The sequence below is a fragment of the Gemmatimonadaceae bacterium genome, from assembly GCA_019637445.1.
Classification (GTDB): Bacteria; Gemmatimonadota; Gemmatimonadetes; order Gemmatimonadales; family Gemmatimonadaceae; genus Pseudogemmatithrix.
In genome coordinates, this window is the sequence record JAHBVS010000001.1 from 2,130,800 (window position 1) to 2,154,387 (window position 23,588).

22 protein-coding genes are annotated in these 23,588 nt (G+C 68.2%); 10 read left to right on the forward strand and 12 right to left on the reverse strand.

Annotation, left to right across the window (positions count from 1 at the left end; translation table 11 throughout):
• Positions 1-3: 3 nt before the first annotated feature.
• Both KF709_09490 and KF709_09495 read left to right on the forward strand, forming a co-directional pair.
• Entirely contained in the window at positions 4-735 is a 732-nt protein-coding gene (locus KF709_09490; protein ID MBX3174633.1) for a hypothetical protein, read from the forward strand.
• Complete coding sequence (locus KF709_09495; protein ID MBX3174634.1) at positions 735-1,298, forward strand: hypothetical protein; 564 nt, start codon at positions 735-737, stop codon at positions 1,296-1,298. Before KF709_09490 ends, KF709_09495 begins: the two co-directional genes overlap by 1 nt.
• A 3-nt stretch (positions 1,299-1,301) precedes the next feature.
• On the opposite strand, the gene KF709_09500 is transcribed toward KF709_09495, so the two are convergent.
• The gene (locus tag KF709_09500) at positions 1,302-2,876 is read right to left on the reverse strand and encodes a peptide MFS transporter (protein MBX3174635.1); all 1,575 of its coding nucleotides are present in this window, start codon (positions 2,874-2,876) and stop codon (positions 1,302-1,304) included.
• Between the two features lie 173 nt (positions 2,877-3,049).
• Between KF709_09500 and KF709_09505 the strand changes: the two genes are divergently transcribed.
• Complete coding sequence (locus KF709_09505; GenBank protein MBX3174636.1) at positions 3,050-3,784, forward strand: Crp/Fnr family transcriptional regulator; 735 nt, start codon at positions 3,050-3,052, stop codon at positions 3,782-3,784.
• Between the two features lie 54 nt (positions 3,785-3,838).
• Here the strand turns inward: KF709_09505 and KF709_09510 are convergent, their stop codons facing one another.
• From KF709_09510 to KF709_09545, 8 genes are all read right to left on the reverse strand, one after another.
• Entirely contained in the window at positions 3,839-5,458 is a 1,620-nt protein-coding gene (locus tag KF709_09510) for a tetratricopeptide repeat protein (GenBank protein ID MBX3174637.1), read from the reverse strand.
• A 7-nt stretch (positions 5,459-5,465) separates the two neighbouring features.
• Positions 5,466-6,014, reverse strand: coding sequence for a hypothetical protein (locus tag KF709_09515; protein MBX3174638.1), 549 nt, complete (start codon positions 6,012-6,014; stop codon positions 5,466-5,468).
• Positions 6,015-6,139: 125 nt separating this feature from the next.
• A complete protein-coding gene (locus KF709_09520) occupies positions 6,140-7,972 on the reverse strand; it encodes an ABC transporter ATP-binding protein (protein MBX3174639.1) in 1,833 nt (610 codons plus the stop codon).
• On the reverse strand, positions 7,969-8,784 hold the full coding sequence (locus KF709_09525; GenBank protein MBX3174640.1) for an ABC transporter permease: 816 nt from the start codon (positions 8,782-8,784) through the stop codon (positions 7,969-7,971). The genes KF709_09520 and KF709_09525 overlap by 4 nt, the downstream gene beginning before the upstream one ends.
• Entirely contained in the window at positions 8,781-9,746 is a 966-nt protein-coding gene (locus KF709_09530) for an ABC transporter permease (protein MBX3174641.1), read from the reverse strand. The genes KF709_09525 and KF709_09530 overlap by 4 nt, the downstream gene beginning before the upstream one ends.
• A gap of 11 nt (positions 9,747-9,757) precedes the next feature.
• Positions 9,758-11,401, reverse strand: a complete 1,644-nt coding sequence (locus KF709_09535; GenBank protein MBX3174642.1) for a hypothetical protein — start codon at positions 11,399-11,401, stop codon at positions 9,758-9,760.
• Positions 11,402-11,423: 22 nt separating this feature from the next.
• The gene (locus tag KF709_09540) at positions 11,424-12,281 is read right to left on the reverse strand and encodes a hypothetical protein (GenBank protein ID MBX3174643.1); all 858 of its coding nucleotides are present in this window, start codon (positions 12,279-12,281) and stop codon (positions 11,424-11,426) included.
• Positions 12,281-12,439 carry a hypothetical protein gene (locus tag KF709_09545; GenBank protein ID MBX3174644.1) on the reverse strand — a complete coding sequence of 53 codons (159 nt, stop codon included), beginning with the start codon at positions 12,437-12,439 and terminating at the stop codon, positions 12,281-12,283. Before KF709_09545 ends, KF709_09540 begins: the two co-directional genes overlap by 1 nt.
• 168 nt (positions 12,440-12,607) lie before the next feature.
• Between KF709_09545 and gcvP the strand changes: the two genes are divergently transcribed.
• Positions 12,608-15,490, forward strand: a complete 2,883-nt coding sequence (gene gcvP / locus KF709_09550; protein MBX3174645.1) for an aminomethyl-transferring glycine dehydrogenase — start codon at positions 12,608-12,610, stop codon at positions 15,488-15,490.
• Positions 15,491-15,797: 307 nt separating this feature from the next.
• Here the strand turns inward: gcvP and gcvH are convergent, their stop codons facing one another.
• Positions 15,798-16,184: a glycine cleavage system protein GcvH gene (gene gcvH / locus KF709_09555; GenBank protein MBX3174646.1), complete on the reverse strand. Its 387-nt coding sequence runs from the start codon at positions 16,182-16,184 to the stop codon at positions 15,798-15,800.
• 116 nt (positions 16,185-16,300) lie between these two features.
• Complete coding sequence (gene coaE / locus KF709_09560) at positions 16,301-16,897, reverse strand: dephospho-CoA kinase (GenBank protein ID MBX3174647.1); 597 nt, start codon at positions 16,895-16,897, stop codon at positions 16,301-16,303.
• 36 nt (positions 16,898-16,933) lie between these two features.
• On the opposite strand from coaE, the gene KF709_09565 reads away from it, so the two are divergent.
• Positions 16,934-17,491 (forward strand): type II secretion system protein, encoded by a 558-nt coding sequence (locus KF709_09565; protein MBX3174648.1) that lies wholly within the window; start codon positions 16,934-16,936, stop codon positions 17,489-17,491.
• On the opposite strand, the gene KF709_09570 is transcribed toward KF709_09565, so the two are convergent.
• Positions 17,485-18,249, reverse strand: a complete 765-nt coding sequence (locus KF709_09570; protein MBX3174649.1) for a helix-turn-helix domain-containing protein — start codon at positions 18,247-18,249, stop codon at positions 17,485-17,487. The genes KF709_09565 and KF709_09570 overlap by 7 nt on opposite strands.
• Positions 18,250-18,355: 106 nt before the next feature.
• Between KF709_09570 and KF709_09575 the strand changes: the two genes are divergently transcribed.
• The 5 genes from KF709_09575 to KF709_09595 all read left to right on the forward strand — a co-directional run bounded on the left by KF709_09575 (position 18,356) and on the right by KF709_09595 (position 23,580).
• On the forward strand, positions 18,356-18,763 hold the full coding sequence (locus KF709_09575; protein ID MBX3174650.1) for a type II secretion system protein: 408 nt from the start codon (positions 18,356-18,358) through the stop codon (positions 18,761-18,763).
• Complete coding sequence (locus tag KF709_09580) at positions 18,760-19,875, forward strand: prepilin-type N-terminal cleavage/methylation domain-containing protein (GenBank protein ID MBX3174651.1); 1,116 nt, start codon at positions 18,760-18,762, stop codon at positions 19,873-19,875. The genes KF709_09575 and KF709_09580 overlap by 4 nt, the downstream gene beginning before the upstream one ends.
• Before the next feature lie 53 nt (positions 19,876-19,928).
• The gene (locus KF709_09585) at positions 19,929-22,004 is read left to right on the forward strand and encodes a hypothetical protein (GenBank protein MBX3174652.1); all 2,076 of its coding nucleotides are present in this window, start codon (positions 19,929-19,931) and stop codon (positions 22,002-22,004) included.
• A gap of 188 nt (positions 22,005-22,192) precedes the next feature.
• On the forward strand, positions 22,193-22,735 hold the full coding sequence (locus KF709_09590) for an RNA polymerase sigma factor (GenBank protein MBX3174653.1): 543 nt from the start codon (positions 22,193-22,195) through the stop codon (positions 22,733-22,735).
• Entirely contained in the window at positions 22,732-23,580 is an 849-nt protein-coding gene (locus tag KF709_09595; protein MBX3174654.1) for a hypothetical protein, read from the forward strand. The genes KF709_09590 and KF709_09595 overlap by 4 nt, the downstream gene beginning before the upstream one ends.
• Positions 23,581-23,588 lie beyond the last annotated feature (8 nt).

The following is a 23,588-nucleotide window of genomic DNA, read 5'->3' on the forward strand; positions in this document are numbered from 1 at the left end:
CGCATGATCGTTGCCGATGTCCGCTCCCGGCTCACGCGCGATGACGTCGCGTTGGTTCTCTCGCTGATTGCGCAGCACGGCAGCGAGGCGCGCGATCGCAGCGAGGACACCCTGCGCCAGCAAGGGCTCGATGCCCTGCTCGACGATCCGGCGCTCCTCCCGGCCCTCGTCGAGACGCCTCGCGGCGGTCGGGCCTCGCTGCCGCTGTTCGCGTACGTGCTCGTTCGACACGCCCTCCTGCAGGTCGGCGAGCAGGACCGCGTACTGGCCGACTATGCCGCGAGCATCGTGCTGCATTTCGGGCTGCGCGGGCGGGCGCAGCGGATCCACGATGCCGATGATGCGACCTACGACACGCTGGCGGCGCTGCTGCAGGATGCGGAGCGTTCCGAGCCACGGCGCGCCTTCCTCGTCCGGGCACACCTTGGCAACTACGCCCTGTGGATGAGCGGGATGTTTCCCGACCACATCGCGCAACGGGAGCATCGGCGCGGTGGGCCGAACCTCGGATACTTCGAGGAAATGGGGCGCCGCGGGTTTCGGATGGCTGCCGAGCACCGCCTGGCCACTGAGCACGGCGTCGCCACGCTCTTCGCGCTCGCCGCCGCCCGATTCCCGCAGTTGCGCATCGCCCTCAACCGCATCAGCGATGCGTTACTGTTCCCGAGGAACCACTCCCCGGAGCGACTGATGCGGCAGGTGCAGGACGAGGCGCGCTGGCGGCGCGCCGGCTGATGTTCGAGCAGCTCAAGGCAACCATCGCCGACCTGCTTGGCGGGCGCGTGGCGCCGGCCGACCGGCGGACCGTGATTGGCGAGATGAAGCGCGCGCTGGCCGTGGCCAAGCTTGGCGTGGAGGACCTGCAGGCCAGCGCTGAGGTGACGCGCCAGCGCTTGGCCGAGGAGCGCGAAAAGCTGGCGACGGCATCGCGACGTCGCGGTCTTGCCGAAGGCATCAACGACGCGGAGACGGCAGAGCTGGCGGGCAAGTATGAGGCGCAACACCAGGAGCGCATCGCCGTGTTGGAGCGAAAGCTCGACGTGCAGCAGGCCGAGGCAGGACTGGCCGAGCGCGACTACGACGAGATGCTGAAGCAGCTCAAGCAGGCGAGCCTTGGGGCGGGCTCAGCGTTGGACGCGAGGAATCGCCCGCTGACGGATGCGGACCTGGGACTGCCGGACGATGCGCCGTTGCGCAGCGAGCTGGATGGGCTGGCGCGCTCCCAGAGACGCCAAGAGCGCGACGTCGCTGCGGACGCCGCGCTCGAGGCGCTGAAGAAGAAGCTGGGGCGCGAGTAGCGCCTAACTCACATTCGCCATCATCCGGCGGATTGGCACAATCATCAGGCCGAGGATGAGCGTCGCGACCGCCAGCGCCACCGTGGTCCCGGTAAACACCGCCGGCGTCTGCTCCAGCTTCGACGGATCCACGTGTCCGCCGACGAGGCCGGCGACGAGATTGCCCACCGAGGAGGCGAGGAACCAGATGCCCATCATCTGGCCGACGTACTTGCGGGGCGAGAGCTTGGTCATCGAGCTGAGGCCCACGGGACTCAGGCAGAGCTCGCCGATGGTCTGGAACAGGTAGGAGGCGATGAGCCACATCGGTGAGACCAGCACCGTGCCGCCGCTGGCGACGACCTTGTTGGCCGCCACGATCATCAGCGCAAAGCCGAGACCGGCGAACGCCAGCCCGAGCGCGAACTTGGCGGGGCTCGACAACTCCATGTCGCGCTTCGCCATCCAGACCCAGACGGCGGCAAACACCGGCGCCAGCAGGATGATGAACGCGGAGTTCACCGACTGGAACCAGGTGGCGGGCATCTCCCAGCCTAGGATGTTGCGGTCGGTGAAGTCGTTGGCGAACAGGTTGAGCGAGGTCGGCGCCTGCTCAAAGGCGGCCCAGAAGATGGCCGCGAACACGAAGAGCACGAAGATCACCGCGACACGCTTCTTCTCGTCCGCCGTGAGTCCGCCGGCGAGGAAGATGTAGCCGAAGAACACCACGGCGATGCCGACCAGCACGAAGGTCATGTACTGGCCGAGGACCATCGCATCGATGGTCAGGAGCCCCGTGGCACCGGCCACGAACACGGCGACGAGCAGGGCGAGTCCGCCATAGGTCCAGGTCTTCACGGACTGCTCTCGCTTGGCCTGCACCGCCGGATCGGGATCCCGCACGATGTCGTGACCGATGGGGCCCAGCGTCGGCTTGGCGCGCATCCAGAACCAGAGGAGGCCGAAGGCCATGCCGACGCCTGCGGCACCGAAGCCCCAATGCCAGCCAACACGCTCGCCGAGGAAGCCGGTCACGAGTTGGCCGAGAAAGGCACCCGTATTGATGCCCATATAGAAGATCGAGAAACCGGCGTCGCGGCGCGCGCCGCCCTCGGGATACAGGTCGCCGACGATGGCCGAGATGTTCGGCTTGAGCAGGCCCGTGCCGAGCACGATGAGCACGAGGCCGAGGAAGAAGAAGACCTTTCCGGCGCCTGCGCCGGCGAAGCCGGAGAGTCCGATGCTCGTGTGTCCGGCCGTGATGAGTAGCGCGCCGATGAAGATGGCGCGCCGCAGGCCGAGCAAGCGATCGGCGATCCAGCCACCGGGCAGCGAGGCGAGGTACACGCTGGCGGCGTAGATGCCGGTGATTGCGCTGGCCTGCGTTCGCTCGAAGCCGAAACCGCCCTCATTGAGTGCGGCAGCCATGAAGAGGATCAGCAGGGGGCGCAATCCATAGTAGGAGAAGCGCTCCCACATCTCGGTCATGAACAGCGTGGAGAGGCCGCGGGGGTGGCCGAAGAAACTCTTGTCCTGTACGAAGGGCGCGAGTTCTGGCGTCACGGCCGCTGGCGCGGCGGTCTGGGCGCTGGGAGTCATGGGGTCCGGGGGAGGGATTCGGGTCGGCGCCACATCAGGCGATCTGGCGCCAGACGAACACGGGAAGCTGGCACGGCACTGGCCCTGACGGAAGACGTGGCAAACATCCGGCCCCTGTCGTGCGTTGACGCTATGTTTGCCGCTGTACCCCGTCGCCCTTTTTCTCGGTCACCGTGAGCCTCGCCAAGACTCTCCGCACGGTCCCTCTCTTTTCGCAGCTTCGCGACTCGGATCTCGAACTGCTGGCGCCGCTGTTCAGCGAGCGCCGATACGTGCGCAACAATGTCATTCGCTTCGCACACGATCCCTGCGACTTCTTCGCCATCGTGCTCGAAGGCCAGGTGAAAGTGATGCTGGTGGCCGAGGATGGGCGCGAGGTGGTGTTGGCGCTGGTCCAGAAGCAGGACTTCTTCGGCGAGATGACGCTGCTGGACGACGAGCCCTACGCGGCCAGCGTGATCGCTACCGAGGACACGAAGCTGCTGGTGCTCAGACGCGACGAGCTCCGCAAGGCGATTCGTGACCTGCCCGACATGTCCTTCGGCCTGCTGCGCGCGCTCTGCGGGCGGCTGCTGGAGGCGGACCACAAGATCGGTGGGCTGATGCTGCTCGACGCCAGCGGCCGCGTGGCGAACCTCTTGCTCGACCTGTCGTCGAAGAGCGCGGATGGCGTCATCCGCGACCTGCCCACGCACCAGGTGATGGCGCAGATGGTAGGCTCCTCACGCGAGACGGTGTCCCGCACGATCTCGGCAATGTCGACCAAAGGGATCATTGCCGTGGAGTCGGATGGCACGCGCCTGTTGAACCGCGAGGCGCTGGAGGCCGAGGCCGGCAACATGCTGCGGCGGCGGCTCAAAAAGCCGTATGACAAGGACCGCGCCTCGGGCGCGCGCGACGCCGTGTGATTCTGCGGCCGACGATTTCGGACTCCTCGTGGCTCTTGCGCGTTCGCGGCGCCGCTAGGCCGCGCGAAGCAACTCGCTGGCCGCCATCGCGCGGTGGAACGCCTCCACCACCTGCGGCGCCCAGGACTTCGGTCCCATCTTGGCGATCTCGGCCATCGCCACCTCGTGTGACAGCGCGGCGCGGTACGGACGGCTCGTGGTGAGCGCGTCGTAGACGTCCACGATACCGACGATCTGCGCACCGAGTGGGATCTCGTCCCCGCGCAGGCGGTCGGGGTAGCCGGTGCCGTCGCACTTCTCGTGGTGCCAGCGGATGATCGGCTTGAGGTCCCAGGGGAACTCGATGCCCTCGAGCATCTCGATGCCCCAAACGGGATGCATCTGGATGATCTCGAACTCGTCGCGCGTGAGCGGACCCGGCTTGTTGAGCACCTCGTGCGGCACGCGGACCTTGCCGAGGTCGTGCAGGTAGGCGCCGAGGCGCACGGTGGTGCGCTGCAGGTCGTCGAGGCCGAGCTCGCTGGCGACGGCGACGGCCATGTCGGCGACGCGCGAGCAGTGGCCGAAGGTGTAGCTGTCGCTGGACTCGATGCTCTGGCCCCAGTCCTTCACGAGGGCGAGGTAGCTGCCCTCGAGCTCGGCGACCTTGCCGCCGACGTTGATGAGGTCGCGGCGGGCGTCGAGCTGGCCGAAGAGCTCGTGCGAGCGGTTGAGGAGGAGCAGCGCGTCCTGGTTGCGGCCCATCGACTGGTAGACGAGGGCGAGGTCGCGCGTGGCCTCCGCCGTATGCAGCACCGTGCCGGACTTCTCGGCGAGGTCAATGGCCGCACGCAAGCGTGACTCGGCCAGCGCCAGCTTGCCCGTCTCGCGGTAGACGACACCGATGACGCGATAGGCCGCCGACTTGTGGCCGGGCGCGCCGAGTTGATCGAAGATGACCAGTGAGGCCTCGGCGTCGCGCCGCGCCTCCTCGTAGCGCTGCTGCACCGCGGCAACGTCCGAGCGGTTGAGCAGGCAGAGACCCTGCAGCCGGAGGTCGCCGGCGCGCTCGGCGATCTCCATGCTCTGGCCGAAGTAGCCCTGCGCCTCGTCGAGCCGGTCGGAGTCGGCGCTGACCATGCCCAGGTTGTGGTAGGCGAGGGCGCAGCCGTGCTCGTCATTGGCCGAGCGGTAGGCTTCGAGCGATCGCTCGTAGCGGGCGAAGGCTTCTTCGAGGTCGCCGTGGATGTTGGCGAGGATGCCGAGGTTCTGCTCGGCGCGGGCGCGGATCTCGACGCGGTCGCCGGCGAGGGCGATGGCTTCGAGGAAGCGTTCGGCGGACTCGCCGAGGGCGCCTTCGCGGACGAGCATTCCGCCGAGTGTGTTCAGCGCCTCGGCGGCGAGAAGGTCGTTGTGGTCGTCACACGCGACTTCGAAACTTCGCAGGCAGAGTGCGCGCGCCTCCGCACGCTCTTCGCGCGTGTGTCGCAGGATGGCAAGGCGACGCAGTGCCTCCGCGAGAACGGTCGGTTGCCGATCTCGCTCCGCCGCGCGGATTGCTCCGTCGTAGGCCTCGATCGCTTCCACGACGCATCCCGCCCGCTCGTGCGTCCGTGCGGCGGCCAGTACGTCCGACGCGGGCCGCGCGCTGACGGCGCGACCCGCGAGTGGAGTGGAGGACCGGGGCAGGCTCACGCGTTCCTTACCAGGCGATTGCGTACTCAGAGAAGTGATCCAGCCGCCCGCTGACCGTCTGCGTCCACAGATTGTCAATCGAGAGCAGGAACTCGAGGATGTTCAGGCTACCATCCACATACGCAATGCGCTTCGGCAGGACCAGCGCCAGGAGGCCGCATCCCTCATAGCTCATCTGAAGCGTCGCGGCGCGCTCGAACTGCAGCCCGTGCGGCGCGAATTCCACGCGGCGCGTGCTGCTCGATGGCGCAGTCGCCGTGATGGTGACGGCGCTGTCGAGCGCGCCCGCCGGGACGATCAGGCGGTGTGGCCCCACGTTGAGCACGCCACCGGCGGGCCCGATGGTCTTGCTGTTGCTGGCAGCGGGCAACGCAGAGCAGGAGAGCAGCGTGCCCTCAAGCCCGCGGTAGATGCGGCCGAGGATCAGCGCAGAGTCCGTCGGCGCGAGTGTCGCCTGTGGTGCGCTGGGCGCGGTCGGCGCGGCCTCGCCGCAGCTCGCGACGACGAGCGCGACGGCGACGGCGAGAAGCGGAAATCGGAGACGAAGGAAGGACATACAGAGATCCCTGTGCGAGAGGATGCTGACCCGGGTCGTACGGCAAGCATCCTAGGGACTTCCCTCACGGCGCGCAGTGCGCAATCTCCGTGTTGCGTATCACACGCCGCTCGACGTGACGCGCGTCACGCCCAGACGAGCTTCGAACAGGCGACGCTGTGGTTCAACGCCACGGTCTCGAGCGCGGGACGTGACGTGGCGCAGGCGGCGTCCCGCGCCGGGTGCTGGCAGCGTCCATAGAAGGCGCAGCCGTCGGCGGCGATGAGGTCCCGACTGACCTCGCCACGCAGCGTCTTCGTGGCGGCCCGACGGTCCGGGTCGCCGGTCGGTTCCGCGGCGAGCAATGCAGTCGTGTACGGCATCCGCGGGTCGGAGAGCACAGCTGCCGTGGGTCCTTCCTCGACAATGCGACCCGCGTACATCACCGCCACGCGATCGGTCAAACGACGCACGGCGTCGAGGTCGTGGGAGATCACCAGCAACGCAAGCCTTCGCGACTGTCGGAGATCAGCCAGCAGGTCGAGCAGCGCCCCCCGCGTCTCGGCGTCCACCGAAGCCACGGGTTCGTCGCAGATCAGGAGGTCCGGCTCCAAGGCGAGCGCGCGGGCGATAGCAACGCGTTGGCGTTCGCCGGTCGAGAGGGTTCCTGCTGGTGCCGTCACGACGCGCCAGGGGAGCCCGAGGGAGGCCAGCAGCGTGGTTGCTCGGCGCATTGCCTCTGACCCTTCTGCCAGCCCGTGCGCGACAAGTCCCTCCGCCACCAGCGAATCGACACGGCGGTCCGGCGTGAGCGATGCGCCAGCGTCCTGCGGAATCCATTGCAGGCGGCGCCGCAGCCGCCGCATCGGTTCGTGCCTGAGCGCCGAGAGGTCGACCGCGTCAACGAGGACGCGTCCCTCGTCGATTGGGCCGAGGCGCAAGAGGGCCCGTGCCAGCGACGTTTTGCCACAGCCGGACTCACCCACCAGTCCAAGTGCCTCACCACGCGCCAACTCCAGCGACACACCGGCGACGGCATCGATGCTCGTGCGGCGCGATTGCGTCGCCCGACGCTCGCGGTATCGAACGACGATGTCTTCAGCGACGAGGAAGCGCGGCGACGGCTCGGGCGCCGTGGATTCCGCCGCCGGGGCAGATGCCTCGGGGACCGCGCCACCGCGATTGCGCCGCGGCGCGCGGCGCGCCGCGACTAGGCGCCGGGCTGCGTCGGACGCCGGCGCGCGAAGCAGGATTGACGTCGGCGCATCTTCGACGATCCGACCGCCGTCGAGTACCAGGACGCGCGCGGCGCGCTCACCGATCACGTCGAGGTCGTGTGAGATCAGGAGGAGGGCGCAACCGCTGCGCTTGCGATGGGCCTCGAGCAGGTCCAGCACCTGGGCCTGGAGGGTGGGGTCGAGAGCCGTCGTCGGTTCGTCGGCAATGATGAGCCGTGGTTCGAGGACGAGCGCCGCCGCGATGAGCAGGCGCTGCCGCTGCCCGCCGGAGAACTGGTGGGGGTAGCGGCGCATCGCCGCATCCGGACCCGCGATGCCGACATCACCAAGCACCGACTCGACGCGTGCCGCGGCCTCGCGCGCGTCCGCCAGGCCGTGCGCCACGATGCCTTCTGCCAACAGGTCTCCGACGCGCCGAGAAGGCGTCAGCGCGAGCACGGGTTCTTGTGGAACCATCGCCACGCCGCGCCCCCGCACCGCGCGCCAGTGGCCTTCCGACGCCGCCGTCAGGTTGCTGCCACGCCACTGAAGCACGCTGCCACTGGTGAACCGGCCGCCCGCAGGGAGGAGCCGCAGCATTGCCTGGGCCAATGTCGACTTCCCGGCACCCGACGCGCCGACCAGGCCGACGACCTCGCCTTCGCGGAGACTGAGGCCGACGTCCCGAAGCAGCGGGACCCAGCCCTCGCCGGATGGCACTTCGACGCCGAGTGAGCGCGTTTCGAGCAGGAGATCGGTCACGGGCTCCGCTCGCGCTGGCGGGCCAACAGGCGCTCGGCGGCGATGTTCAGCGTGGCAACGGTCCCGACGATTGCCAGGGTTGGGAAGACGACGAGCCACCAGCGGAGCAGCAGCTGTCCCTGGGCCTCGTTGATGATGTTGCCCCAACTGGCCTGCGGCGTGGGCACGCCGAGCCCAAGGAACGACAGGGCCGCTTCGAGCGGGATGGCCGCGGCGAGGGCAATCGTGCCCGCCGCGACGAGCGTTGGCGCGAGTCCCGGCAGCAAGTGGTGGACGAGGATGTGCCGGCGGCGGAGGCCGATGGCGATCGTGGCCTTGAGGTGCTCGGTCTGCAGGAGCCGCCGAGTCTCCTGGCGCACCAGACGCGCGGTCGTCATCCAACCGGTGGCACCGATCATGACGCCCAGCAGGACGGAAGACACGCTGTTGAGCGATGCCACCAGCAGCAGGAGCAGCAGGATCCGCGGGAATGCCAACAGTGCGTCCGTGCATCGCATCAGAAGGGTGTCGACCCAGCGACCTGCCAGCGCGGCCGTGGCGCCCACTGCGGTCCCGAGCGTGACCGCCAATCCGACGGCCAGGAACGCGATGCCCAGCGAAATGCGTGCGCCGAACAGCAGGCGGCTGAGCACATCGCGCGAGAGCGTGTCGGTTCCCAGCCAGTGCGCTGCGTTCGGCGGCATCGAGACGCGCGCGCCATCGGCGAGCAGCGCGTTGGGGTCATACGGTGCAAGCAGCGGTGCCAGCGCGGCGACCGATGCGAGCACGGCGACCACGACGAGCGCTTGCCGCGCGGGATGCAGTCGGCTCACGTGCGCCGTTGCCGGGGGTCCGCCCACAAGAGGGCGAGGTCGGCCACCAGCGTGCCCGACACCACGGCAACGCTTCCCACGAGCACGGCGCCGACGACCAGGTGATAGTCGCGCGCCGTCACCGCATCGACGAGCACGGATCCCATTCCGGGCCAGGCGAACACCCGTTCGACGAGGACCGCGCCGCCGACCAGCGACGGGAGGATGACGCCGGCCAGCGTCAGCACGGGCACGAGTGCGCTGCGCAGGGCGTGCCGCCACAGCAGCGTGGATTCCGCCACTCCCCGTGCGCGGGCCGCGCGCACGAACGGCGCATCGCGAACCTCGTCCATCGCGGCGCGTTGGTGCCGGGCGACGACGGCGGTCAATACGAGGGCAAGCGAAAGGGCGGGGAGCACCAGGTGATGCAGGCGGTCGAACAAGGCGGGCAGCGGCTCAGCGGGCGGCACGAGGCTGCGCGCCCCGTTGACGGGGAACCAGCGTAGGGCCAGCGCGGGTCCGAGGAGCAGCAACAGGGCCAGCACGAACTCGGGGATCGAGACTGCGACGAGACCGAGCCGATCGGTGAGCCGAGCGGCGAGTCTGTCCGGCCGCCATCCCTGCCAGGCGCCGAGGGCGATGCCACCCAGGAGTCCGATAGACAGCGCCAGCCCCATCAGCAGCAGCGTGGGCGGCAGGGCCCGCGCGAGCACCTCGCGCACCTCGGTGTTGCGTGAGGTAGAGAACCCGAACTCGCCGCGGGCTGCGTTGGCGACGAAGCGCAGGTACTGCTCGGCGATGGGGCGGTCGAAGCCGAAGGCCTGCTTGAGGCGCTCGCGCTGCTCGGCGCCGGCGCCCTCGGCTTCCATTTGCTGTGCGAAGGGGTCGCCGGGTGCGAGGCGGATGACGACGAAGCTGGTCGTGACCACGAGGATCACGACCAGCAGCGCCTGCAGGAGTCGGTCGAGGAGAAGGCGACCCACGTCGCCGTGGCTCAGGGAGAAGGGGCGGCGTCGCGCGGGAGGCGCGCTGCGGGGTCGAGTGTCCACTCCGACAATGTCAGCCACCAGGCATCGGACCGCCACAGCGGCGGGGTGAAGCGGCGATGCACCGCGACATTGCTCCGCGACTCGAAGAGCCAGATGGCCGCGGCATCGTCGATGGCCTGTTGGTAGGCGCGTCGGAACGCGGCCCGGCGCGCGGCGGGATCGAGTGCGCCAAGTCCGTCCATCACCGCTTCATCGAAGGCGGGACTGGCGTAGCGGCCAGCGTTCTGGCGCGACGGCCCCGCGATGGCTGGGCTGCCCCACACGCTGCGAATGCCGCGCGGCGAGGGCGTGCTGCGGAACGACTGCAGCGCGATGTCGAAGCGGCCGGCCGCCATACGGTCCAGGAAAGTCTGGAACTCGAGACTTTCGATCTGGGCATCCACGCCGATCTCCTTCCACTGCTGCTGGAGTACGGCCGCGGCGCGATTGCGCGGCGCACTGGAGGTCGGCACTAGGAGGGACACCCGCAGCGGAACGCCATTACGCCGTCGGATGCCATCAGGACTCGGCAGCCAGCCCAGTGAGTCGAGCAGTGCCTGAGCGGCCGCGCGGTCGTGGGGAATTTGGCGCAGCGTGGTATCCGCCGTCGCCTGTGCACGGAGGAAGGGTCCGAGGAGGACGGAGGCCGTGGAGTCGAACACCGTGCGCACCAAGGCCGCGCGGTCGGTGCCGAGCGAGAGCGCGCGGCGCATGCGCGCGTCGGCGAGCAGCGGATGCGGGCGGCTCACGTTGCCATTCGCGCGGAAGTTGAACGCGGCGAAGCCGTAGTCGAATCCCGGGCCGGAATACACGCGCACGTGCGGATAGCGCGCGGCCTCCGGCAGGACGTCGGCCAGCAGCGGATCCCAGACGTCCGTCTCCTCGGCCCAGACGCGCGCGAGTCCACTCGCCGGGTCGGCGCTCTTGGCAAGGATGATGCGGTCGGGCTTCGCGCGTCCGCGGTAGTGGTCTTCCACGGCGCGCAACTCGATGCGCACGTCGGGCTCCCAGGCCACGAAGCGGAAACGGCCGTTGCCGACGGGGGCGCGCGCCTCGGGACTTGTGCGCAGGTCCGCGAGGGCGACGGAGCCGTAGATGTGCTCGGGAATCGGCACCAGCAGCGATGCGGCGTAGAACTGTTCGGCGTCGCGGGTCGCGTAGTGCACCACGGCCGTGACGCTGTCCGGCGTGGTGATGGAGTCGATGCCTGCGACGTCGGCGGCAATCGACGAGGCCAGGTTGGGCTCCCGCACCACGCGCAGGGCGAAAGAGTAGTCGCTGCTGCGCACGGGCCGACCATCGTGCCAGCGGGCGGCGGGGTCGAAGTGCAGCGTCAGCGTCAGCGAGTCGGCGCTCCAGTCCCAGGATCGGGCCAGCATCGGCTCGAAGGCACGGTCGCCGGCGGTCTCGAGGCTCGGGCCCATTTCGGCGATGCGATCGAACAGCAGTTCGCTGCCGATGCGGCCCTGCACGGAGCGGACGATGCCTGGCAGCAGCGCGTCGGCATCGGCCGCGGCACCGAGGATGATGGTGCCGCCGCCAGCGGTAGCGCCGCGGTCTCCGCAGGCGACAAGGCCCGCGAGGGCGAGGAAGGCGAGTGCTCGGGTCATGGTCGGGGCAGGTGGGCGGGGACTAGCGGGACCAGGTCCACGCCGGATCGGCGAAGTGGGCGCGATGCGTGGCGAGGCGTTCCGATTCCTGCGGAATCGACTGTGCCAGTGGCTCGAACGTCACGAGCCCGGCTGCCACGTCGGCCGCCGTCAGTCGCTGCAGGCTCGCCTCGAGCGCAGCGGCTACATCCGCGAAGGTGACGTCTGCCTCGAGCAGCGTGCGCAATGAGGTCGCGTGCGTCTGCAGCGTTCCGGGAGCGTCGCTGAGGTCCGCGATGCGCGCCTGGTCGTCGTCGAGCAGGATGCTGCCGTGTTGCAGGAAGGCGCCAGGCGCCTCGACTTGCGCGCTGGCGACGAGCTTCCGTCCGTCGACCACCAGTTCGCCAACGTTCGGTTCGGCGAAGCAGGCGGCGGCGTCGGGACGGGTGAGGGAACGGCGCTCGACGCGCGTGACCTCGACGCGCAACTGCTGGAGTGCGAGGCTAAGCAGCTGATTGACCGCTTCGTAGCGGGCCCTGAGTGGGGCATCGCCCGCCGGTGCGGCGACAGAATAGGTCAGTTCGCGGTGATGCAGCAGTGCGCGTCCACCGGTGGGCCGTCGTACCGCCGCGACTCCCGCGGTGTCCAATCGACCTGGGCTGAATCGGCCGCGCGTGCGCTCGTGCCGTCCGAACGAGAGTGTGGGCGCATCCCAACTGTAGGTCCGCAGCGTGGCGATGCCAGTCTCGCGCGCGAGGTCGAGCAGGGCGGCATCCGTCGCCATGTTGGTTGGCCCGTCTGCCGGTCCGGACCGCATCACCCGCCAGGCCCTGACGTGGTGCAGCGGTGCCCAACGTGCGTCGGGCGCGACGATGGCGGACCCCGCCGCTGCCATCGCCATCAGCGCACGATGATGTAGTAGATCACATACAGCCAGCTCAGGATGCCGTGCACGATGGCCCAGAGTACGGACTTGTTTACGCTCCACGAGATCGCGATGGCGAGTGCGGAGCCAAAGCTGATGCCGGATTTGGCGACTTCGATGCGGGTCGACGACACGGGGATCCTCCGGGGGTGCGGGACCTGTCAGCGGGGCAATCTACGCGAGGGCTTCCGCCCCGACTAACTTTCCTGTCTGGGCGCCGACTGCCAGCCGGCCGTCCCGTTTCCCGACCGTTCTTTTCGAAATCCGGTGACCCGGGGCCGTCGGCCCCTTGAGGAGCCCACGTGTCCGTTTCGTTCTCCGCGCCCGCTGCGCCAGACAGCTTCGTCTCGCGCCACCTCGGACCTTCGGCCGACGAGACGGCCGAGATGCTCGCCGCACTTGGCTATGCGTCGCTCGATGCGTTCATCGACGCCACCATCCCCGAGAACATCCGCTTCCGGCGCCCGCTTGCGCTGCCCGGTGCGCAGTCAGAGCAGGACGCGCTTGCCGCCTTCCGTGCCGAGATGTCGGCCAATGTCGTGCGCCGCTCGTTCATCGGCATGGGCTACTACGACACGCACACGCCGGCGGTGATCCAGCGCAATATCCTGGAGAACCCCGGCTGGTACACGGCCTACACGCCCTATCAGGCGGAGATCGCCCAAGGCCGCCTCGAGGCGCTGCTGAACTACCAGACCGTGGTCAGCGACCTGACGGGCCTGCCGATCGCCAACGCCTCGTTGCTCGACGAAGGCACGGCGGCCGCCGAGGCGGTGACAATGGTGCACGGCATTGTCGGCAAGGACGGGCGCGACACGTTCCTGATTGCGAAGGACTGCCATCCGCAGACGATCGAGGTGGTGACGGCGCGGGCCGAGGCGCGTGGCGTGACGGTGAAGGTCGTGGACGTGGCGAAGATGAAGCCGAACAAGCACACGGCCGGCATCGTCATCCAGTATCCGAACACGACCGGCGCCGTGGAGGACTACCGCGACCTTTGCGAGCGCACGCACGCCGCGGGTGGCCTGGTCATCGTGGCGACGGACCTGCTCGCCCTGACGCTGCTGACGCCGCCGGGCGAATGGGGCGCTGACGTGGCGGTGGGCAACTCGCAGCGCTTCGGTGTGCCATTCGGGTTTGGTGGCCCGCACGCGGCGTTCTTCGCGACCAAGGACGACTACAAGCGGCAGATCCCGGGGCGCATCATCGGCGTGTCGCGCGACTCGTCGGGCAAGCCAGCGCTTCGCATGGCGCTGCAGACCCGTGAGCAGCACATCCGTCGCGAGAAGGCGACGTCCAACGTTTGCACGGCGCAGGTGTTGTTGGCGGTGATTGCGGGGATGTATGCGGTCTGGCACGGGCCCGAGGGCCTGGTGCGCATTGCGCGGCGCGTGCACGGGCGTGCGGCGCTGTTTGCGGAGGGGCTGCGGAAGCTGGGGATGGAGCCGGTGCACGGTACGTACTTCGATACGGTGACCGTGCAGGTCGGTGGCAACCTTCGCAAGATCGTGAAGGCGGCCGGCAAACTCGGCCTCAACCTCCGTGCCGTGGACCGCAAGCACCTCGGCGTGTCGATGGGCGAGAACACCACGCTGGCCGATGTGTCGGACCTGCTCACGGCCTTCAACCTCGGCCAGCCGCACGGGTTGGACCTCGAGGCGATGCAGGCAGGGCTCAAGCTCGGTTTCGCCGACGCGTTTGCCCGCCGCAGCGAGTTCCTCTCGCACCCGGTGTTCTCGACGCACCACAGCGAGACCGAGATGCTGCGCTACATGCGCAGGCTTGAGTCGCGCGACCTCTCGCTCACGCATTCGATGATCCCGCTCGGCAGCTGCACGATGAAGCTGAACGCGACGGCCGAGATGTTCCCGGTGACCTGGCGTGAGGTAGGCGGACTGCATCCCTTTGCGCCGGCGGATCAGGCGCAGGGCTATGCCTCGATGTTCGGTCGCCTGGAGAAGGCACTGGCCGAGGTGACGGGATTCTCCGCGGTGTCGCTGCAGCCGAATGCGGGCTCACAGGGTGAGTACGCCGGCCTGCTGGTGATCCGCGCCTATCATCAGGCGCGTGGGCAGGGGCATCGCAGCATCTGCTTGATTCCGCAGTCGGCGCACGGCACGAATCCGGCGTCGGCCGTGATGGCCGGCATGCAGGTCGTGGTGGTGGCGACCGACGCGAACGGCAACATCGACGTCGCCGACCTGCGCGCGAAGGCTGAGCAGCACGGGCCGAACCTCGCGGCGCTGATGGTGACGTATCCCAGCACGCACGGCGTGTTCGAGGAGAGCATCAAGGACATCTGCGCGATCATCCACGAGCACGGTGGCCAGGTCTACCTGGACGGCGCGAACATGAACGCGATGGTGGGGCTGTGCCGTCCGGGCGACATCGGCGCGGACGTCTGCCACCTGAACCTTCACAAGACCTTCTGCATCCCGCACGGCGGTGGCGGCCCGGGCATGGGCCCGATCGGCGTCGTGGCGCACTTGGCGCCGTTCCTGCCCGGCCACTCGGTGGTGGACCTGGGCGGCGAACAGCGCATCGGTGCGGTGAGTGCGGCGCCCTGGGGCTCGGCGAGCATCCTGCCGATCTCGATGATGTACATCGACATGATGGGCGGCGAAGGGCTGACCGAGGCGACGAAGGTGGCGATCCTCAATGCCAACTATGTGGCGCACAAGTTGAAGGGCCACTACGAGGTGCTCTACAAGGGCAAGAATGGCCACGTGGCTCACGAGTGCATCCTCGACACGCGGCCGCTGAAGGCGGCGGCAGGCGTTGAGGTGGAGGACATCGCGAAGCGGCTGATGGACTACGGCTTCCACGCGCCGACGGTCTCGTTCCCGGTGGCGGGCACGCTGATGATCGAGCCGACGGAGTCCGAGTCGAAGGCGGAGCTGGACCGTTTCTGCGAGGCGATGATCGCGATCCGCGAGGAAGTGCGGGACATCGAGCGCGGGGTGTTGGGCCGCGAGGACAATCCGCTGGCGCACGCGCCGCACACGCAGGAAGTGGTGATCAGCGATGGCTGGGCGCGCGGGTATTCGCGTGAGCGGGCGGCGTTCCCGTTGGCTTGGGTGCGGGATGCGAAGTTCTGGCCTGCGGTTGGTCGAGTGGAGTCCGCGTTTGGGGACCGGAATCTCGTGTGCTCGTGTCCGCCGATTGAAGAGTATGCGTCGGCCTGAGTCGTCGCCCAACGTCTCTTTGTCGTCTGGATCGGTGCGCTGAGTCTTTGCCACAGAGGCACAGAGACACGGAGGGTTCGGTGAGCGGGTGAGTGTGTCGCGGTGCTCGTTCTGCGGTGGTCGAGAGCGCCTGGGTTTCTTGGGAACTGCAACCGCAACGGCAACTGCAACTGGAAAGGGGCCCGGCGGACAGGTCTGTCCGCCGGGCCCCTTTCAGTTCCTCTAGCAAGAAGACACCGAGGCTAGGGAAGCGTCACGACCACCTCTGTGTCTCTGTGCCTCTGTGGCAGCAGTTCGCAGTTCGCCCTTACTGTCCGAGCAACTTGGCGTAATCAGCCGCAGACATCAGCCCGGCGAGGTCCGACTCGGAGACCTTGAGCTTGATCATCCAGCCATCGCCGTAGGGGTCGTTGTTCACCAGGGCCGGTTCGCCGTCGAGCTTGGCGTTGACCTCGACCACCTCGCCGGCGACGGGCGAGTAGAGCTCGGAGACCGCCTTCACGGCCTCGATGGTGCCGAAGACCTCGTGGCTGCCGACCTTCTTGCCCTTGGCGGGGAGGTCGAGGAACACGATGTCGCCGAGTTCGCCTTGGGCGTAGTCGGTGATGCCGACGAGGACGACGCCGGCGGCGTCGGTCTTCTTCACGTACTCGTGGTCCTTCGTATAGAGCAGATCCTGGGGGATCGACGACACGCGCGGCTCCGGTCGGGGGGAGTGGGGCGGGGAATCGGATGAATGCCTGCAGCGGGAAGGCTACCCGTCGCTGGGGGGAGAATCAAGCATTGGTGTGATGTTGCCGCGCGTGCCGATCAGGGCGAGAGCAGGCGGGGCCAGAGCTGGTCCACCGCAGCCAGCAGTTCCTCGCGCGTGCCGGCATTCTCGAGCACGTGGTCCGCGCGCTCGCGCTTCCATTCGCTGGGCATCTGCGCGCCGATCATCGCGTCGGCTTCGTCCGGACTCAGTCCCCGTTCCCGCACGAGTCGCTCGCGCCGCACGGCGGCCGGCGCGTGCACGAGCAGGATGGTGTCAACGCTTTCCTCGAGTTCTGCCTCGAAGAGCAGCGGGATGTCGCAGACCACCACCGGGGCTCCGGCCGCGCGATGTCGTGCGACGGCTGCGTCGCGCAGTCGCGCAACCTCGGGATGCACGATCGCATCGAGGGCGCGGCGCTCTCCCGCGTCGGCGAACACGATGCGCCGCAGCGCGGCGCGGTCAAGCTGGCCATCGGCCGTGACGACGGCGTCGCCCCAGCGCCGCGTAATGGCTGCCAGCCCCGGGGAGCCGGGGGCCACCGCCTCGCGCGCGAGCACATCCGCGTCGACAATCGGCGCACCGAGCTCGGCGAGCCGCGCGGCAACGGTGGACTTGCCCGAGGCGATGTTGCCGGTGAGGCCGATGACGTGCATCGCACAATCGTATCAGGGCGCGATAGATTGCGCACCGTGTCCCGCCGCCCCGCCTTCACGCTGATCGAGATCCTGCTGGTGATGACCCTCATCGGCATCGTGGGGGCCTGGGCGATCACGCGGGTCACCAACTCCGGCTACCGGATGGACTCGAACATCCGGATGCTGCAGAACGTGCTGATCGGGGCGCAGCAGACGGCCATCCAGCGCAACATCAACGTGCAGGTGATGTTCGACGCCGCGAACGACCGCGTGCGGGTGCTGCTCGATACCGACGGCGATGGAACGGCCTCGAGTGGTGAGACCGTGACCTACCGTGGCCTGGACGGTGCGCACTTCCTCACGCCGGCGGTCTCAATCGACGGTTCGCCGGAGTTCTACCTGACGGGACCGGGCGTGATCGAGACCGGAAACCCCTTGCAGCGCGCGATTCGTATCGCGCCCAATGGTTCGCTCTCCGGCGATGTGGTGCTCTATGTGGGCACCGTGAGCAATCGGCCGCAGGAGCTGCGCGCGTTGGCCGTCACTGGTGCGACGGCGCGCACGGCGTTCTGGAGCTACGCAACGGGCAACTGGCGGCGTCGCGACTACTGACCGAGTTCCGCAATGAACCGGTTGGCCACCCAGTTGGCGCCGCCCTTGTCGCGGATTTCCTGCGGGGTGGCGCCCAGGTAGCGTTGCGTCGTGTTGCGGAACGCGGAGCCTGAGGGGAAATCCAGCAGCCGCGCGACGCCATCGGCCGTGCGCTGGCCATCCTCGAGCATCTGCGCCGCGACGATGAGTCGTCCCCAGGTGATGAGTTTTGCCGGCGCTGGGCAGCCGGAATCCTCGAGGGCCTTGAGCAGCGCGCGCTTTGAGACACCGAGGATCTCGCAGAGGCGCTGCGCCGTCAGGCGCAGGTGGGCCCTCGTGACGGAGACCATGACGGCGTCGCGTACGGTGCCGGTGAGGTGTGCGATGCGCGGCCGGAGCAGCTGCGCGGCGCCGCGCGCCTCGGCGCGCTCGAGCACGGCGCGGAACGCGGCCGGGGTGTCGTCCTGTCCGGCGATGAGGAGGCCGTCGAGCCCCGCGCGTCCGGCGTCGAACAGGTCGCGGGCGCGCTCCGGGCCGACCGTCACGTACGCGACCAACGTGAGGCGCTCGGCACGCAGCTTGAGGCGGCGGATGACATCGAAGTGCGCCTTGCCCTCGGTGAAGAGGTCGAGGATGGCAAGGGAGATGGTATCGTCCTGGCAGGCCGCCTCGAGGGCTTCCCAGGAGGCGCAGTGCCGGACCACGTGCTCGCCGTCAACGGCGGCATCGAGCCGTTGGAGGGCACGGGGGTCCGTGAGCATGACGGCGAGCGTGGCCATGGCAGGGATATCGCGTGTTGACGGTCAAAGGTCAATATCACGATGTGACGGTCGGATGGGGTCCGCTCGTCCTAGGTCGGGCCACATTCTCTATAGTTTGGAATCCATGCGCTCTGCTCCCAACCGCCGCCGCGGCATGACACTCATCGAGGTGCTGTTCGCGATCGTCATCCTCTCGGGGGTGATGTTGGCGTTGTCTCGGTTTGGGCAGGGGTTCACGCGGGCGAATCGCAATGCGGCGAACCTGGCAATGGCGAGCGATTTGGCGACGGCGCGGATCGAGGTGGTGCGGAGCCACGGCAACTACCGGACGCTGGTCGCCACGTTCAATGGGGTGTCGGAAACCGGCGCGGCGGCGAACCCATCGATGGAGAACTATCCCGGTTTTACGCGCACGACGCAGGCCGTGCGGCTGGCCAACGACACGATCGATATCGTCACGGTGACGGTTGAGGTCACGGCGGACGTGCTGACCTCGCCGATGCGCAAGACGGCGGTGATCGGGGCGCAATGAACGTCGTCCAGCGCCCTCGCCGCGGCTTCAGCCTTGTCGAGATCCTCGTCGCGATGACACTGACGTTGGCGGTGTTTGCGATCACGCTGCCGTTTGTGCGGTCGCAGTCGCGGGCGCTGGGGACGAATGCCGGGCGCCTCGATGCCGAGCAGGTTGCGCGGTATGCGCAGCGGGCGATCGACAAGGAACTACGGTTGGTGCAGGCTGACCCCGGGCAGTCACGCTTGGTGATGGCGGGGCCGATGGCCATCGCGTTCAATGCGAACGTGCTCGCGCCCGACTCGACGGATACGGAGGCGCTGGAGGTGGAAGCCGGTGCGCCGGCGGCGCTGACCGAGTCCTGGACCACCGCGAATGCCGCAGCCCTGCCGCTGGTGGCGCGGTCGTATCCGACGGCGAACTACGCGCGAGCGGACGGGTCGGCCAGCCGGAACGAGACGGTGATGTATTTCCTGCGGCCGGACACGGTGACGGGACGCAGCGATGTGTACGTGCTGTATCGCCGGGTGAACTCCCGGGATTCCACACAGGTGGTGCGCGGTATCCACGTTCCGGCTGATTCGGCGTTCTTCTCCTACTATGTGCCCAGTGCGGACTCGCTGGCGCGCGTGGCGACCGCGACCTTGCCCCTGTACTGGGATTCGACGAGCATCGCGAACGTGCGTGCGGTCGGCTTGCGCGTGGGTGGGTTCTTTCGGAACCGGGTGGATGGCGCCGACGTGATTCGCACGGTGCAGTGGCGGACGGTGCTCCCGGCCATTGTGACGGGCTCGGCCGACTGTGGGGCGGCGCCGAGCAATCCGGCCGGTGTTGCCGTCAGCCTGCAGACGGGGTCGACCAGTTTCCATGTCCGCGTGTCGTGGAATCGCTCAAGTGACGACGGCGCGGGGGCATCGGATGTGCGGACCTATCTCGTGACCCTGCGGGTGGACACCGTGGGTGCGCCTCGCCGGGTGGTGGCGACAATTCCCGCCCGTGGTGTCGCGAACTATCGCTACGAGCATCACTTTCCCAACGTGGCAGGCACGGTCAAGTACGGGATTCAGGCGGTGGACTGTGGGCACGGTCTCTCGGGCATCGTCGAGCATAACTCGAACTTGACGCTGCCGTGATGAGGCCGGCCGCTCGAGCGCGGCGCGGGTCGGCGCTTGTACTGGTTCTACTGATGACGCTTGCCGTCGCTGCGCTGGCCGTGGCGGCAATCTTCATGTCGTCCAGCGCGGGGCTGATGTCGCGCTTCTACGATCGGGAACGTGAGTATCGGCTGGCGTCGGAGTCCGCACTGGAGATGGTCCGTGCGCGGCTCACCTTCGACACGACGCTGGCCATCCCGGACACGGGCATGACACAAGTCGCGGCAGGACTCGTCATCGCGCGCGCGGACGGGAGCCTGCCTCAAGACGTCGCTGTGAACGTCTACGCGGCTGCAACCGGGGATACCACCGGGCGGATCTTGCCGCACGTCACGCTGATCGCCACTGCGTACGACAATGGCGGGACGCGGCACGTCCGACGTATGGATCTCCAGCGCGAGAGTTTTTCGCGCTATGCCCTCTTCGTGGACTCGTTCCCGTCGGGAAGCACCTTTGGGCCGGCCACCGTCCTCGGCCGCGTGCACGCGAACGATGTCTGGCGCTCGGGGACCACCGCGGCGACGGCGGCCGTCTACAGGGACACGCTGACCGCGACCGGCGGATATAGCGGCAGTGCGACCTACGCCGATACGAGCTCCGCCGGACCGTGGATCCGGTATCCGCGGGACTCGACCTACGCTTGGATGACGACACTTGCCTCGGCTGCGAATCTCTCGTTTGCGCCCATCTCCGGAAGCGGGTTCGGCTGGGTGCGAGGCTCGAGACTGGAGTTCTTGAACTTCGACGCCAACGGCAACGGGACGGTGGATGCCGGCGAAGGCTTTGCGCGCGTGTTCGACTTGGCCACGGGAGCGGACACGTCGCGCCTGCGCGTCAGTCTCGATCCAAGCACCTGGTATCTCTTCTACTACGCTCGGCCCTGGAACGACCCGATGGTCCAGAACCAGTGCGGTGCGTTCTACTGGCGCGACAGTCGATGGCACTTCTTCCCGGTGGCAACGCACCGGGCCGCCTGGGCGCGAAACGTTATTCAGCGGACGGGCTCTCCGAATTTTCCATCGGTCGGCAGTGGCCTCATGAATTCGATGGACAACTATGATCACAACGCGGTCAGCGATATCCTGGAGCAGCCAACGGCACGCTGCTTTCCGGTGGGAAGTCCGTTCTTGCTCACGAGTGAGCGAATGACGAACGCTATCGGCGTGGTGACGGGGACGGCCGCGGACACCGTGCCTTGGGGGGTCGTAACGCCGGCGGGGGGCTGGCCCGCCAGCGCCCCGTTCGGATACGGCGGCACCGACACCACGTTTACGCCCCGCTCGCGAACGTGCTCCTTCTCTACGGGCGGCACCAGCGGCAGGTGCGATAGCGGCACGCATTCGACGCTTGGTGGATGGAGGACGTTCGGGGGCACCGCCGTGTCGGGAATCGCTTCGACGATTCGGCAGGCAGCCGAGCTTCCCTACCTCTGGCCCTTGGGTTCTACCTACAATGCGGCCTCTCGCGGCGTAATGCGGGTGACTGCCGGTCCGCTGTTCGTATCGGGCTCATTCCGCGGCGAACTTACCCTGGTGGCTGATGGCAGCGTCGTGCTCCTTGAGTCGCTCGTGCACGAGCGCTCGCCGAGCGACGCCACCCTGCCGCCTTGCTCGAATCGACTGGGCATTGTCGCGGTCGGCGACATCCTAGTCGCCGACAATGCGCTCATGCGTCCACGGCGCATCTACCGCACGCTGTTCTCAAGCTTGGTTCGCCCGTTCGGGGGAGAGCGCGATGTTCGCATCCACGCGAACCTGATGAGCCTCACAGGTACGGTCGGTGTCGAGAACCCGTCGTCAGCCGCCGCCGTGTCATCCGCCGCGTTGTCTTGCCCACACGACGCCTCCGGGAACACGGCTGGTGGATGTTTCCGCCTGGTCGGGGGCGCAGCGATGCAGCGCTACACGCCGCTCTGGAACGGCAACGACACCGGGATGCGCTACGCAGGCGCCGCGGATCCCTGCCAAACCACGGCGAATCGCCCGCCGTTCTTCCCGCTGACGAATCGCTATCGCGTGACCCGAGTCATCGAGCTCTCGCCGTCGCAGGCGCGAAACCCCGCGCTCATCCGAAGCCTGCTGCTGCGACTCAAGGGCGCGACCCTCTAGGGACGCGGTTGGTGGCGCTGGGTGACAGCACTCGAGGCCTCCTGCAGGGGTAACCGTAAGTCGTTGAAGGAGCGCGAGTTGCGAGCTGGCCACGGGTGACTGACGGTGGCCGGGCGGCGCACGCAACCCTTTCCGACCTCGCATTGTCTCTAGGTCGTTCACGAAGTCCTGCACGCGCATCCCACCCCGTGACAGACGCCCAACTCATCGCCGACGTCCTCCGGGGCGACACCCGAGCCGAACGTGCGTTGTACGACGCGCACGTGGATCGTGTGTACCGACTGGCCTGGCGCATGGCCGGGGACGAGACGCTCGCGCGGGACTTCACGCAGGACACCTTCATCCGGGCCTTCGACCGGCTCGGCGACTTCCGCGGGGACTCCGCGTTCGCGACCTGGCTCCATAGCATCGCGACCTCGGTGATCCTCAACGGGCTCAAGAAGGTGAAGCGCATCCACAGCCGCGAACAGACGGGGGATGAGCTGCCGGAAGTCACGATCCCGGTGCGGGAAGCGGAGCCGGACCTGAAACACCGGCTGCGCGCGGCAATCGACAGCCTGCCGGACGGCTACCGCACGGTGTTCGTGATGCACGATGTCGAGGGCTACACGCACGAAGAGATCGGAACCGCGCTGGGCATCCAGCCGGGCACATCGAAGGCGCAGCTGTTCCGGGCGAGGGCCCGGCTGCGCACGGAACTGGCGGATTTCGCCGGGGAGTGGGCGTCATGAGCGACGAGAAGTTCGAGGAGTTCCTGCAGCGCGAGGCGCGGTCGTACAACGCGCCGCCGTCGGCGACGCCGCGCGACGAGATGTGGGAAGTGGTCGCTGCCGCACGCGCCAAGCGTCCGGCCGCAGGCGGTGTCCAGGTAACGTCCCTCGCCGCGCGGCGTCCGGGACTGCGCTACGCACCCTGGCTTGGCATGGCCGCCACGCTGCTCATTGGCGTCGCGATTGGTCGTGTGGCATTTCAGCGCGGAGACGTCGCCACGGTGGCCAGCGCACCTTCGTCCTCGACCCTGCCGGCGACGGATCCGATGCCGGTCTCGCCGTCCCCTTCTGTTGAGGGCAGCAACGCAGGCGCATCGCTCGGCACGGATGCTCCCGCGGCGCAGCCGGTCAGCGATCCGTCCGCTTCGGCGACGCGTGCAGGCACGCGGGCCCAGCGGCCGGCCGCAGCGCGACTCGTCGCCAATGGCAACGCGCAGTCACCGGCCGCCAATGGCGGCGCCGAGTCCAACGGCGAGGGCGCCGAAGCCTTCCAGATCGTCTCGCGCGAGCACCTGGTGCGCGCCGAGGCCCTGGTGTCGGTGATCGCCGCCACTCCCCGCGATGCCGTGATGGATTCCCTCACCGGCAAGTGGGCGCGCGACATGCTCAGCAACACCCGTCTCTTGCTTGACTCCCCTGCCGGCGACGACCCCGTGCGCCGTCGCCTGTTGGAAGACCTGGAAACCGTGCTCGTGCAACTCGTGCAGCGCTCCGGCGGTGCGGTGAACGAGCGTGAACTGATCGATCGCACGCTCGATCGGACACAACTCCTGACCCGCCTCCGCGCCAGCGCGGCCGGCATCTGAGGACCATC